Raw genomic sequence first — 12068 nt, 5'->3', positions numbered from 1 at the left:
TGGCAAAGAGGTCACACCCGTTCCCATACCGAACACGGAAGTTAAGCTCTTTAGCGCCGATGGTAGTTGGGGGCTTCCCCCTGTGAGAGTAGGACGTTGCTAGGCTATATACTAAAATTATTCCGAAGTAGCTCAGTTGGTAGTAGCACCTGACTGTTAATCAGGTTGTCGCAGGTTCGAGTCCTGCCTTCGGAGCCATTCTTGGAGAGTTGTCCGAGTGGCCGAAGGAGCACGATTGGAAATCGTGTAGGCGGTTAACACTGTCTCAAGGGTTCAAATCCCTTACTCTCCGCCAGCACTTTATTATTTTATTCCAAACGAAGGCCCCTTGGTCAAGTGGTTAAGACACCGCCCTTTCACGGCGGTAACACGGGTTCGAATCCCGTAGGGGTCACCATGTATATACCCAGATGGAGGATTAGCTCAGCTGGGAGAGCATCTGCCTTACAAGCAGAGGGTCGGCGGTTCGAGCCCGTCATCCTCCACCATTATACTTATTAACAATTAACAACATATCATTATCGCGGGGTGGAGCAGTGGTAGCTCGTCGGGCTCATAACCCGAAGGTCGTTGGTTCAAATCCGGCCCCCGCAACCAAAATGGTCCCGTGGTGTAGCGGTTAACATGCCTGCCTGTCACGCAGGAGATCGCCGGTTCGATCCCGGTCGGGACCGCCATTTATTTTAAAATTTGGGTCAGTAGCTCAGTTGGTAGAGCATTAGATTGAAGCTCTAAGTGTCGGCGGTTCGATTCCGTCCTGACCCATAATGTTTTTTTGCCGGTGTAGCTCAGTTGGTAGAGCAACTGACTTGTAATCAGTAGGTCGTGGGTTCGACTCCTATCGCCGGCACCATGTATTTCCGGAGGGGTAGCGAAGTGGCTAAACGCGGCGGACTGTAAATCCGCTCCTTAGGGTTCGGCGGTTCGAATCCGTCCCCCTCCACCAGTTTTAATATAATAGGGGCATAGTTTAACGGTAGAATAGAGGTCTCCAAAACCTTTGATGTGGGTTCGATTCCTACTGCCCCTGCCAATTTAATTTTATGGCGGTTGTGGCGAAGTGGTTAACGCACCTGATTGTGGTTCAGGCATTCGTGGGTTCGATTCCCATCAGTCGCCCCATTTAACTTTAAATTAGAATAATACAAAATAGTAATTATGGCGGTTGTGGCGAAGTGGTTAACGCACCTGATTGTGGTTCAGGCATTCGTGGGTTCGATTCCCATCAGTCGCCCCATTTTTATATAATTATCTTTTGGGGTATAGCCAAGCGGTAAGGCAACGGATTTTGATTCCGTCATGCCCTGGTTCGAATCCAGGTACCCCAGCCATTTTTTGCGGAAGTAGTTCAGTGGTAGAACACCACCTTGCCAAGGTGGGGGTCGCGAGTTCGAACCTCGTCTTCCGCTCCATTTAACTATTTATGGCGGCATAGCCAAGTGGTAAGGCACAGGTCTGCAACACCTTTACCACCGGTTCAAATCCGGTTGCCGCCTCCATAATTTATTTTTCAATCGGATTATCCGGTTTTTTTTATCTATATTATGCCGGTGTGGCGGAATTGGCAGACGCGCACGACTCAAAATCGTGTTCCTTTGGAGTGTCGGTTCGACCCCGACCACCGGTATCAATTTTTAACAGGGATTGTGAGTTCAGTCATAAAGACTGAACACGCAATCCTTTTTGTTTTGGTCGTTTCTTATAACCATGAACGTAAAAAATATTGTACTACAATCTTTATTAACCTTAAGGAATGTAGAGAAATGGCAAAAAGAAGAACCATTATGAGGAGTTTTATGAGGAAGAATAAACATTATTAGTTGATTGCGGTGAGGACTTTCAAAAAATATGGCAATGAGAAACCTTGCTTACTATACTAAATTATCTAGGCTAATTGGAAAATGGATTAATTAAAGCCCTCTCAGGGGAGAAGGGCTTGAGTTTCCTATATTGTTTTATCAAACTAGAGAAATGGCTTTAATAATTAAAGTTTTTCTTCCCATATCCAAATTGGCTTCTGAAGAATGATGGATGTAAGATTACGGTTGATTCTTTTTGAATTCACCGTCATCTCATTGCTAAGAACAATTACTGTTACATCCTCGTCATTTAGCCGTGTAACATAATGACGGAAACCACTTGGATATCCTCCTGAATGCCCGACTGCTTTTTTCCCCAGAACATCTTGAGTATACCATCCATATCCATATTGATACGGAAATTTTTTAGCATGGGTCATACTCATTAGTTCAGATGTTTCTTTGCTTACCAACACATTATCACGCAGGGCCCTGTCAAACAGTTCTAAATCTTCAACTGTAGAGATGATATCCCCAGCTGCATACGCTGCAGAATTATGCATTAAAGGTCCGGGTTTCCCTTCTACATGTCCTTCCGCTTTTGGTATACCAGCCGCAACCGTAAACATAGAATTAAACATGTTGCTTGGCTCAAAAATATGCTCTTCTATATAATTGGCATATGGCTGTCCGCTGACTTTTTCAATAATAAGTCCTAACATCACATAACCAGTATTACTATAACTAAAGCTTTTACCTGGGGTAAACTCTAATTCAGAATCGCTAACGGTATTTACAATATCATTTGGATTCCATTCTTTGCTGTAGTCAAATTCGAAATTTGCCTTTAGATAATCCGGAATTCCCGAGCTATGACTTAGTAGATGGCTTATTGTAATAGTCTCTCCATTCGGAAAATCAGGAAAGTATTGCGAAATTGGATCATCTAAGTTTAAAAGTTCCTTTTCTACTAGTTGCATGACTGCTACTGCAGTGAATGTTTTGGATAATGAAGCAATCTGATAGAGCGTGCTTGGGCTATTTGGTAAATCAGAGGCTGCCAATCCGAAACCTTTTGTATATAAAACTTCACCTTCCTTTGCAATGAGGACGGTTCCCTGGAATTTTTCATTTGTCAAATATTGATCGATTTTTTCAGAAACGCTTCCAGATAAATCACTATGGTTGTTACGTCCAAATAATAGCAAACCTACTATAGATACGATTACAATAACAAGAATCGTAATAGAGAAAAATTTAAAGAATTTTTTCATAGTATACCTCTCAATCTATTTCATAATAGCTTATTAAACACCTCCTATTATAAGACGAAATCTGACATAAAACACGGAATAAATGGAAATATTACCAGTTTACTTATGATCCTAAATTCATTTTTAGAGTTACTAAATAGATCTGTACTAATTAAATGTTCATTTCCCTTTAGCGGAGACAGATACGACACAATATCGTGTTCTTTTGAAATATCGATTCGCCCCCGACACGGGTATCAAAATTGTTATAACTTATCTTTTTAGCGTTGAAACTATTAATAACTTAATAGACAATTTGTTTCAATAATTTAAACTTTCTTATAATATAGTCTTAATTTAATAGAACTATTTGTGGTATGATTGAACTAAATCATGTTTAATTAAAGGGGTAATATGAAATGAAAAAAGTATTGTATTCATTATTCTTTGCTTTGATTTTGTCTATTTTTTCATTCAATGCATTTGAAGCGAAAGCATCAGACAAATTATCAAATCGTGCAGAGGCGATTGTTGAAATTGGAAAATTACTTGGTTTAGATGGGACACAAAGAGATACACAATTCAATGATGTTCCGAAAAGTCACAATGCGAGTGGTTATATACAGTCGGCTGTTGACAAAGGGATTATAACTGGATATCCAGATGGCACTTTCAAGCCTTCGCAAGAATTAACTAGAGCTCATGTTGCTATTTTTATTTCAAGAGCATTCGGATCAAAGTTACCTACAGGAAATGAGGCATTCAAAGATGTAAAGAAAGGTGATAGTGCCTATAGTGCGATTCAACAATTAGTGGCGGCAGGAATTACGGCTGGTTATCCAGATGGCACGTTTAAACCTAATGATAAATTAACACAAGCTCATTTAAAAACATTTATCAGTAGAACAGACAGCTATTTAAAGACAGGTAAAAAACCTACGACAAATAATACAAGCAAGGGAAATGGTACTTTAAAAGGTACAGTTATTTGGAAATATAACGATTTTATTGGTAATAAAGGAGATACTGGTGCTGTAATTTATCTATTCCCTACGAATGCAACATATCCAAATTATACAAAGCAACAATTATTTGATTGGATAGATAGAAAAAATGAGTTAAAGGATGTATATAGAACTTTAGTTGATACAAATGGTAATTATACTTTTAATAATCTACCTGCTGGTAAATATATTGCGGTTATTTCATCTAAAAATGCACATAGAGCCCTTTTAGAAACTTTAAATTCGCACAATCAATTGAAAACTTTATTTGGTGATTTTAATTATTCAATTTTTGAAGCAAATGCTATGACAATTTTTAAGCATCAAATTAGAGAAATTGAAATAAGTGATAAATCAACAGTTGATTTTAGTGCTGATTTTGGATACTCAGCATGGTAATGATTAAACAATTTAAGCATTAAGCGATAATAAAAGGATTACAGCGTAAGTTTTTGCCGTAATCCTTTTTACTTTTATTTGAAGATCATAGTATCATACTACTATTTTGGATGAAACGCCTTACCTTTTTTTCGACTTTTTGCATCCTCATCTAAAAATAATTTAATTCGATTTAAGACCCTTATTTGAATTAATCTATCACGTTTTACAAATGAGTTCAATGTTGGTGAAGTATCTTTCGGCAAATAAATCCAACTTAAATTATTTTGTTAAATAATTATTGAAATTGAATCAGAATTCCTTTATATTAAAAGAGACTAAATGGTATCTTTTTGGAGGCTGAAATGAAAAAAGGTGAAATAACAAGGCATAATATTATTCGAAAATCAGCTATGATGTTTAATAAAAAAGGGTATATGACAACAACAATGAATGACATAATTCAGGAAACGAATATTCAAAAAGGGGGGATATATCGACACTTTAAGGATAAGGAACAACTTATGGTAGAATCTTTTCGTTACTCCATTGAAATAATGCAGAACCATCTAAAGGAAAGTGTTTCACAGCACAACAATGCAAGCGACAAATTAATTGCATTTATAGAGGCATTTTTACAATTAAGTGAAGGAAAACCAATAGTAGGGGGATGCCCAATTTATAACGCAGCGATAGAAATGGATGATTTGGAAGGGAATGCGTTACTGCCACATATTAATGAAGCGATAGATATGATGATAATATGGTTGATGAAAATTATAGAGGATGGGATGAAGCGACAGGAGTTGAAACAGTCAATACAGCCATATGACACTGCGCTTTACCTTGTGTCAATACTTGAAGGCGGACTTGTATTAGATCGATTAAAGAAAGATAGTCAAATAACGAAAATCATTATAAATAATACAAGGCAATACATTTCAATGATTGCTACTGAGCGGCAGTAAAGCCGTCTTTTTTAAAAAATAAAAGAGACTAAAAGGTATCTTTTTGAGGAGGTGTTATGATGAAGTATTTTTTATGTGTTGCTATTATAGTAGCTATTATGTTCTTAAGGAGCTATATAATTTTGCGTATTTTTACACCTAAAATAAAAGAGGATAAAAAATATCCGAATTCGACTTATGAAAACATTGATATAGAACTGGATACTGGATCAATTCGGGGATGGCTTATTAATAGTGAGCAGGCAAGAGGTTGTTTTCTATTAATACATGGATGGGGCTCTAATAAATCAGACATGTTACGATATGTCGATCCCCTATTAGCCAGCGGTTATGACGTGATTATTGTGGATGTTCTTGGTCATGGGCAAAGTGCAGCAATACAGAAACAAGTGAGTATCGCATCATTTGTCCAAAGTATAACGGCAACGATTAATTATGTAGAAGGAAGACCGGATATTAATAGTAATGCAATCTATGTTTTAGGACATTCAATGGGAGGGATAGCTGCAAGTATTGTCAATGCCACAGATTTAAGGCTACAGGCTCTTATTACTGATTCAATGCCTACTTCATTAAAAAGTATTAGTCAATCAATGGCTGAAAAGGTGAAAATCCCTTATATCCCCTTTGGTTGGTTATTTGTTAGTTGGTTTTTATTACGAGGAGGCGTTTTTTTAAAGGCTAGAAAAGAATGGTGCCTAGAGAAAATATTAAAAAATCAACAGTCTCCAGCTCTAGCCATACATTCAATTCATGATAAAAAAGTGTCGATTTCTAACGTGGATGTCCTAATAAATGATAGCAATTTTAAACAAGTAATTAAAGTTACAACAAAGGGTCACCATCATTGTGTAAAAGATAAATCTTTTTGGGATAATGTTTTTTATTTTATAGCAAGCCATAAGGAGGAAATAGTAGATGAAACATATTGATACACTTGTAATTGGTGCAGGTCCAGGAGGATATGTAGCCGCTATTCGCGCAACTCAAATGGGGCAAAAAGTAACAATTGTAGAAAGAGAGTATATAGGGGGAGTTTGTTCAAATGTTGGGTGTATTCCATCAAAAGTGCTGATTTCAGTAGGTCATCGTTTTGAGAAGGCAAAGCATTCAGAGGATATGGGAGTTGTTGCACATGAAGTAAAACTTGACTGGGAGAAAGTACAAGAATTCAAGAATGGCATAGTCTCTAAATTAGTAGGAGGTGTTGAAAGTCTATTAAAAGGTAACAAAATCGATATCGTGTATGGAGAAGCTTACTTTGTAGATGCAAACACTGTACGAGTAAACAATGGAGGCAACGTACAAACTTACACTTTCAAAAATGCAATTCTTGCAACAGGTTCTCGCCCGGTTGAAATTCCAACACTTAAATTCACTAAACGTGTAATTAATTCAACAGGTGCACTTTCTTTACCAGAGGTACCAGAAAAACTAGTTGTTATTGGTGGTGGATATATTGGTACGGAGCTGGGCTCTGCTTACGCTAACTTAGGCTCTCAAGTAACAATCATTGAAGGCAGCAAAGATATTTTATCTGGTTTCGAAAAGCAAATGACACAAGTCGTAAAAAAAAGTTTAAAGAAAAAAGGCGTAGAAGTTGTAGTTGGCGCATCGGCTAGAGGTATTGAAGAAAATGAAAATGGCGTAGTTGTAACGTACGAGGTGGGCGGAGAAGAAAAAACAGTTGAGGCTAGCTATGCATTAGTCACTGTAGGTCGTCGTCCAAATACAGATAATTTAGGTCTTGAGTCACTTAAGATTGAATTCTCAGAACGGGGTTTATTAAAAGTAGATAAACAAGGTCGAACTTCCATGCCAAATATTTATGCTATTGGTGATATCGTATCCGGTCCACAACTTGCACATAAAGCATCATATGAAGGTAAAGTAGCTGCAGAAGCCATCGCTGGTGAAAATTCAATTGTAGATTACTTGGTAATTCCAGCTGTATGTTTCACAGATCCTGAATTGGCAACTGTTGGCTACAATGAGGAACAAGCAAAATCAGCAGGTATTGAGGTGAAAGTAGCGAAGCTTCCTTTTGCTGTAAACGGTCGAGCACTTGCATTAAATCAACCTGAAGGCTTTGTGAAGCTCGTTGCTCGGAAAGAGGATGATTTATTAATCGGTGCTCAAATCGTAGGTGCTGGGGCATCCGATATGATTGCTGAAATGAGTTTAGCAATTGAGGGGGGAATGACTGCAAAAGATCTCGCATTAACAATTCATGCGCACCCAACATTAGGTGAGATTATAATGGAAGCCGCTGAATTCATTATGGGGCAGCCCATTCATGTTGTAAAAGTATAGTGGTGACTATACTTATGCAATTACAATGCCCCTTATGTAAATATTATAAAAGATCATGGGTTGTGAGGTAGAATAGAAGGAAGTACGTGGCGTATTGAAGTAAAACTGTCAGAGGGTGTCACATATCAGACAGGCGATCGTTTAGGCATCTTTCTGCGAAATCGACAGGCGTTTGTGAGCAACCGAAGGAATATGTGGAACATGTGATGGGGCAGACTGAAGGTGCACAGGAGCTCATTAAAATACTAGCTCAAGATGGGCATTTCTATATATGTGGAGATGGTGGTAAAATGGCTCCAGATGTTGAATGCACATTGTTAATGGCATACCTGGCAATCCATGATGTAATGAGTCTGTAGCGAGCTAGTCTTAAAGAACAAGATCGTTACGCAATGGATGTATGGGCAGGTAGACCAATAGCTGCTGATAGTAAAAGATGAGAGGTAAAAATATGAACAGACATTTTTTTATTGCTGTTCCACTTCCGTTACCTATTAAAAATGCTCTTAATGAGAAATGTGAAACCATAAAAACAAGTATGCATTTTAAACGGTGGGTTCATCTGGAGGATTATCACATTACATTAGCTTTTTTAGGGAATGCGGATATGGATCAATTACAACTGGTATTGAAGGAGATAAAGGAAAGCCTAATGAAGGTTCCTCCATTCGAGTTAAGCATTCAAGGATTGAATACTTTCGGAAGAAAAGAATATCCAAGAATTTTATGGGCTAGTATTTATGAATCTCAGCCATTAAATAATGTGAGGGACATTGTATACAAGGAATGTATAAAGGCAGGATTTGATTTAGATAAAAAACCTTTTGTCCCACATATAACAGTAGCAAGAAAATGGGATGAAACACATGGTAAAATGCCTTTTGATGTAGTGATGAGTGAAGAAATGGAGCTTCCAACGTTTTTAGTAGAAGAAGTGGTGCTATATGAAACAAAATTTGAAGAAATTCCAAAATATCATCAAAAGGCTGTAATTCGTTTAGAGGAATTGTCTAAGTAATAAATTATCAATACCCATAGCTCATAACCTTAATTTAGGGTTTATGAGCTTTTTTAATATTTAGTTCACCCTCCGTTCATTTAAGAATTTTAAGCTTAGAGTATTAAAAAGAACGGAGGCATTTAATATGAATCTTGCTTGGAAAGAAATTAAGAAAAATAAAGGAAGGTTTTTAATATTAGGCTCAATTGTTTTTCTTGTTAGTTTATTAACTTTTATTATTTCTGGTTTGGCCAATGGATTATCACAAGATAATGCCGCTTTAATTAAAGATTTACCACAGGGGCAATTTTATTTAAGTAAGGACGCGGATCAAACATATAATCTTTCAAAGATTGATCGTAGCACTCAAAATGAAATATTGAGCAATGAAAAGAATGCAGTAGCTTTCTCGATACAAATGGGCTTTTTAAATGATATGGACAATAAGCAGCAGAGCGTTGCATTTACTACTGCAACTGCTTCAACGCTATTTGCAAATGTGAAACATGAGGAAGTTATTTTAGATAGTTCTTTAAAAGAAAAAGGAATTAAAGTAGGAGATACATTAACAAATAATCAATTTAGTGGAAAGTTTATAGTTAAAGGATTCGTAGAGCAAAAAAAATATAGTCATGCGCCAGTCGCTTATATAAATAAAAAAGATTATCAAGAAATATATCGTGTTGATGAAATGCAGCTGATTTTTGTACCAAATAGAGATTCTTCAAAAGAATTTGCTGGGTTACAATCATTTTCAAATAAAGAATTTCTTCAGACAATCCCAAGCTATAATGCGGAGCAAATGTCTTTAAATATGATTGTATGGTTTTTAATAGTCATTAGCGGAATGCTGTTTGCTATCTTTTTCTATATGATGAATGTCCAAAAAATTGGCTTATACGGAATTTTAAAGGCCATTGGTTTGAAAACAAGCAAACTATTCAAAATGATATGGGCACAGATGGCCATCATTACAGTTATTTCTCTCGTTTTATCTGTAGGCTTAAGTCAGGCATTTAATTTAATTACCCCAAAAGGAATGCCGTTTGTTTTAACAATCGCAACTACCGTTCAATTATCGATTGTGTTTTTAATTATTGGCTTTATCGGTGCTACAATTTCAGGAATGCAAATAAAAAAAATTGAACCATTACAAGCGATACAGCAAGGAGAGGCTTAATATGACTTTATTTAAAATCAATGGAATTAGAAAAACATTTACAAATGGAGAGATAGAGGAAGAGATTCTTAAGGGAATAAATCTTTCTCTAAAAGATGGAGAAGTAACAGCAATGGTTGGTGCGTCTGGATCTGGTAAGAGTACGCTTCTAACAATAGCTGCTGGACTTCAGCCTACATCAGATGGGCAAGTTATCTTTGAGGGGAAAAATATGTCCATCATGAGCTCTGAAGAGGTTCGAAAAGTACGAGCAAGTAAATTTGGATTTGTCTTTCAGTTTGCACATCTTGTACCTTTTCTTACAGTTGAGGAGCAGCTACTATTAATGCTAGATGTTTCTGAATCAAAATTAAAGAAGCAGGAACAAAAAAATGAAGTTAGCCGAATACTTGAACTAGTAGGGATGGACCATCGAAAAATGGCTTATCCTTCATCATTGTCAGGAGGTGAGAAGCAACGTGTTGCTATTGCCCGGGCAATCATTCATAAACCAAGAGTCCTGTTTGCAGATGAACCAACTGCAAGTTTAGATTCACAGAAATCAAAAGAGGTCATGTTACTTATTAGAGATTTGACTAAAACATTAAATATTACTACTTTAATGGTGACACACGATGAAGAAATGCTAGCTTATACGGATCGTATTATTAAAATGAGTGACGGTGTTATTTTGCAAGATGTTATTTAGATAAAATGCTACAACCATGTTTTAATGGTTGTGGCGTTTTTTTGATTAAACAGGTTTTCACAATAATGTGGAGCTGATTTCAGTCAATTATAGTTTTTTTAATATGCCTAGTGTTAAGTTACCAAATCACTAAACAAATGAAGCATATTGTAGAAGGAAAGAAGGAGGTGATTTGACATGGCATTTGTTATTGCCTTGTTGATTGTATTAGCAGGTTTAATAGCGGTATTCCAAATAAGTGAGGATAGGTCAGAAAAAGGGAAATATGTAGTTTGGGGTATTATTACAATGATTGTGTTTGCACCATTTTTATCTTTTTTAATTGGCGTAACGTATGGAATGCTGGTTAGAAATGGTTGGGCAGCGTCAATTATGATGCTTCTATCTCCTATTATTTTTGTTATAGGACTAATTATATTACTCTTAGGCATTTATAAAAACGATGAGGAAGAGCATAAATAACTAGCTGCTTGTCTCTTAAAAGGGGTTAAATATCAAGGTAAAAAACCGCGAGACTCCTACGAATTGTTTTGTAATAAAATGTAAAAATAAGTATAACGAAGGAGACATATTCCTTTGTACCGAACAGCCTATTTTTGATGTGTTTCATCTCTTGATGGCTGAAAACATAGCGGTTTTTTACCATTTAGAATGTTTATGTTAATCGTGCATTTCGACTTACTTTACAGACCATTCTCATTAATGCTCGGTGTAACGAAGGAAAGATTGTAAAGACAATATCCATTGTTTTACGCATTGGCATTGGACAAATAATTGGCTTATTTTTGTGTACGCCTGCAATAGCGATTTTTGCTAATTGCTGTGGAGACATCATTTTCTGCTTTTTCAATTGCTTAGACATCGCCGTTTTATCGATATTAATAGCTGTTGCTTTATCAAAAATAGGTGTATCAACAAAAGTCGGGCATAAGGTGCTTACATTGATACCATATTCCTCAGCCTCATAGTGGAGTGATGTTGTTAATCCTACAACAGCATGCTTTGTTGTTGAGTATGCTGCAGAAATAGGAGATGGTCCCAATCCTGCTGCTGATGACGTATTGATGATATGTCCAAATCCTTGCTTTTTCATGATTTGATAGCCAACTTGTGTTCCATAAACAACACCCCATAAGTTAATATCCACAATGTCTTGCCATTCGTCTATCGACATATCGTAAATTTCACCATACATAGCTATTCCAGCATTGTTGAATAAATAATCTATTCTTTGAAATTCCTCATATACATTTGTAATGACATGTTCAACGCTTTTGTAATCGGTTACATTCAATTCAACAAATTTAGCATTTGGGGCATCTTTATTTAGTTCTGCCTCTAAAAGAAACCCATCATGTTTGTTGATATCTGCAATAAATACAAAAACATGATGATCTATTAACTCTTTACAAATAGCCTTTCCTATCCCAGATACACCACCAGTAACAATCGCAACTTTTCTCATATTCATTACCTCCTGTATGA

Annotated in this window: 11 protein-coding genes, 16 tRNA genes and 1 rRNA gene; 26 read left to right on the top strand and 2 right to left on the bottom strand. The window is 36.5% G+C overall.

What is annotated here, in order from left to right:
* The 17 genes from rrf to ACQKIM_RS19260 form a co-directional block, all read left to right on the top strand.
* Positions 1-105: ribosomal RNA gene (gene rrf, locus ACQKIM_RS19340) — 5S ribosomal RNA — on the top strand; the annotation flags it as partial.
* Positions 106-121: 16 nt separating this feature from the next.
* Positions 122-198: transfer RNA gene (locus tag ACQKIM_RS19335), tRNA-Asn, on the top strand.
* A gap of 5 nt (positions 199-203) precedes the next feature.
* Positions 204-295, top strand: a tRNA-Ser gene (locus ACQKIM_RS19330).
* Positions 296-322: 27 nt separating this feature from the next.
* Positions 323-397 (top strand) — tRNA-Glu (locus ACQKIM_RS19325).
* 15 nt (positions 398-412) lie between these two features.
* Positions 413-488, top strand: a tRNA-Val gene (locus tag ACQKIM_RS19320).
* Between the two features lie 34 nt (positions 489-522).
* Positions 523-597, top strand: a tRNA-Met gene (locus ACQKIM_RS19315).
* 4 nt (positions 598-601) lie between these two features.
* Positions 602-677: transfer RNA gene (locus ACQKIM_RS19310), tRNA-Asp, on the top strand.
* Between the two features lie 15 nt (positions 678-692).
* Positions 693-765, top strand: a tRNA-Phe gene (locus ACQKIM_RS19305).
* A gap of 12 nt (positions 766-777) precedes the next feature.
* Positions 778-853 (top strand) — tRNA-Thr (locus tag ACQKIM_RS19300).
* Between the two features lie 9 nt (positions 854-862).
* A tRNA-Tyr gene (locus tag ACQKIM_RS19295) sits at positions 863-946 on the top strand.
* A gap of 13 nt (positions 947-959) precedes the next feature.
* Positions 960-1033: transfer RNA gene (locus ACQKIM_RS19290), tRNA-Trp, on the top strand.
* Between the two features lie 13 nt (positions 1034-1046).
* Positions 1047-1122, top strand: a tRNA-His gene (locus tag ACQKIM_RS19285).
* Between the two features lie 39 nt (positions 1123-1161).
* Positions 1162-1237 (top strand) — tRNA-His (locus ACQKIM_RS19280).
* 19 nt (positions 1238-1256) lie between these two features.
* Positions 1257-1331 (top strand) — tRNA-Gln (locus tag ACQKIM_RS19275).
* 6 nt (positions 1332-1337) lie between these two features.
* Positions 1338-1412: transfer RNA gene (locus ACQKIM_RS19270), tRNA-Gly, on the top strand.
* A gap of 13 nt (positions 1413-1425) precedes the next feature.
* Positions 1426-1499: transfer RNA gene (locus ACQKIM_RS19265), tRNA-Cys, on the top strand.
* Between the two features lie 47 nt (positions 1500-1546).
* Positions 1547-1627 (top strand) — tRNA-Leu (locus ACQKIM_RS19260).
* 357 nt (positions 1628-1984) lie between these two features.
* Here ACQKIM_RS19260 and ACQKIM_RS19255 read toward each other — a convergent pair.
* Positions 1985-3073: a serine hydrolase domain-containing protein gene (locus tag ACQKIM_RS19255; protein WP_427547010.1), complete on the bottom strand. Its 1089-nt coding sequence runs from the start codon at positions 3071-3073 to the stop codon at positions 1985-1987.
* Between the two features lie 398 nt (positions 3074-3471).
* On the opposite strand from ACQKIM_RS19255, the gene ACQKIM_RS19250 reads away from it, so the two are divergent.
* The 9 genes from ACQKIM_RS19250 to ACQKIM_RS19210 all read left to right on the top strand — a co-directional run bounded on the left by ACQKIM_RS19250 (position 3472) and on the right by ACQKIM_RS19210 (position 11045).
* Positions 3472-4455, top strand: coding sequence for an S-layer homology domain-containing protein (locus tag ACQKIM_RS19250; RefSeq protein ID WP_427547008.1), 984 nt, complete (start codon positions 3472-3474; stop codon positions 4453-4455).
* A 344-nt stretch (positions 4456-4799) separates the two neighbouring features.
* Entirely contained in the window at positions 4800-5402 is a 603-nt protein-coding gene (locus ACQKIM_RS19245; RefSeq protein WP_427547005.1) for a TetR/AcrR family transcriptional regulator, read from the top strand.
* A gap of 59 nt (positions 5403-5461) precedes the next feature.
* The gene (locus tag ACQKIM_RS19240) at positions 5462-6334 is read left to right on the top strand and encodes an alpha/beta hydrolase (RefSeq protein WP_427547002.1); all 873 of its coding nucleotides are present in this window, start codon (positions 5462-5464) and stop codon (positions 6332-6334) included.
* On the top strand, positions 6321-7715 hold the full coding sequence (gene lpdA, locus ACQKIM_RS19235; RefSeq protein WP_427546999.1) for a dihydrolipoyl dehydrogenase: 1395 nt from the start codon (positions 6321-6323) through the stop codon (positions 7713-7715). Before ACQKIM_RS19240 ends, lpdA begins: the two co-directional genes overlap by 14 nt.
* Before the next feature lie 206 nt (positions 7716-7921).
* Positions 7922-8074: a hypothetical protein gene (locus tag ACQKIM_RS19230; protein WP_427546996.1), complete on the top strand. Its 153-nt coding sequence runs from the start codon at positions 7922-7924 to the stop codon at positions 8072-8074.
* Positions 8075-8166: 92 nt separating this feature from the next.
* Positions 8167-8733 (top strand): RNA 2',3'-cyclic phosphodiesterase, encoded by a 567-nt coding sequence (gene thpR, locus ACQKIM_RS19225; RefSeq protein WP_427546994.1) that lies wholly within the window; start codon positions 8167-8169, stop codon positions 8731-8733.
* A gap of 127 nt (positions 8734-8860) precedes the next feature.
* Entirely contained in the window at positions 8861-9895 is a 1035-nt protein-coding gene (locus tag ACQKIM_RS19220; RefSeq protein WP_427546991.1) for an ABC transporter permease, read from the top strand.
* 1 nt (position 9896) lies between these two features.
* Positions 9897-10583 (top strand): ABC transporter ATP-binding protein, encoded by a 687-nt coding sequence (locus tag ACQKIM_RS19215; protein WP_427546988.1) that lies wholly within the window; start codon positions 9897-9899, stop codon positions 10581-10583.
* Positions 10584-10760: 177 nt separating this feature from the next.
* Positions 10761-11045, top strand: coding sequence for a hypothetical protein (locus tag ACQKIM_RS19210; RefSeq protein WP_427546986.1), 285 nt, complete (start codon positions 10761-10763; stop codon positions 11043-11045).
* A gap of 193 nt (positions 11046-11238) precedes the next feature.
* On the opposite strand, the gene ACQKIM_RS19205 is transcribed toward ACQKIM_RS19210, so the two are convergent.
* On the bottom strand, positions 11239-12054 hold the full coding sequence (locus ACQKIM_RS19205; RefSeq protein ID WP_427546984.1) for an SDR family NAD(P)-dependent oxidoreductase: 816 nt from the start codon (positions 12052-12054) through the stop codon (positions 11239-11241).
* Between the last annotated feature and the right edge of the window lie 14 nt (positions 12055-12068).

It is taken from the genome of Lysinibacillus sp. NPDC047702, assembly GCF_050272555.1.
Lineage (GTDB): Bacteria > Bacillota > Bacilli > Bacillales_A > Planococcaceae > Lysinibacillus.
Note: the sequence above shows the minus strand (reverse complement) of the source record. Positions and strands in the feature narration are given on the sequence as shown.

What these genes read in the sequence shown, in the direction of transcription:
- lpdA (WP_427546999.1), top strand. Translation starts at nt 6,321, where the DNA reads ATGAAACATATTGATACACTTGTAATTGGTGCAGGTCCAGGAGGATAT.
- ACQKIM_RS19205 (WP_427546984.1), bottom strand. Translation starts at nt 12,054, where the DNA reads ATGAATATGAGAAAAGTTGCGATTGTTACTGGTGGTGTATCTGGGATA.
- thpR (WP_427546994.1), top strand. Translation starts at nt 8,167, where the DNA reads ATGAACAGACATTTTTTTATTGCTGTTCCACTTCCGTTACCTATTAAA.
- ACQKIM_RS19245 (WP_427547005.1), top strand. Translation starts at nt 4,800, where the DNA reads ATGAAAAAAGGTGAAATAACAAGGCATAATATTATTCGAAAATCAGCT.
- ACQKIM_RS19230 (WP_427546996.1), top strand. Translation starts at nt 7,922, where the DNA reads ATGGGGCAGACTGAAGGTGCACAGGAGCTCATTAAAATACTAGCTCAA.
- ACQKIM_RS19215 (WP_427546988.1), top strand. Translation starts at nt 9,897, where the DNA reads ATGACTTTATTTAAAATCAATGGAATTAGAAAAACATTTACAAATGGA.
- ACQKIM_RS19255 (WP_427547010.1), bottom strand. Translation starts at nt 3,073, where the DNA reads ATGAAAAAATTCTTTAAATTTTTCTCTATTACGATTCTTGTTATTGTA.
- ACQKIM_RS19210 (WP_427546986.1), top strand. Translation starts at nt 10,761, where the DNA reads ATGGCATTTGTTATTGCCTTGTTGATTGTATTAGCAGGTTTAATAGCG.
- ACQKIM_RS19240 (WP_427547002.1), top strand. Translation starts at nt 5,462, where the DNA reads ATGAAGTATTTTTTATGTGTTGCTATTATAGTAGCTATTATGTTCTTA.
- ACQKIM_RS19220 (WP_427546991.1), top strand. Translation starts at nt 8,861, where the DNA reads ATGAATCTTGCTTGGAAAGAAATTAAGAAAAATAAAGGAAGGTTTTTA.
- ACQKIM_RS19250 (WP_427547008.1), top strand. Translation starts at nt 3,472, where the DNA reads ATGAAAAAAGTATTGTATTCATTATTCTTTGCTTTGATTTTGTCTATT.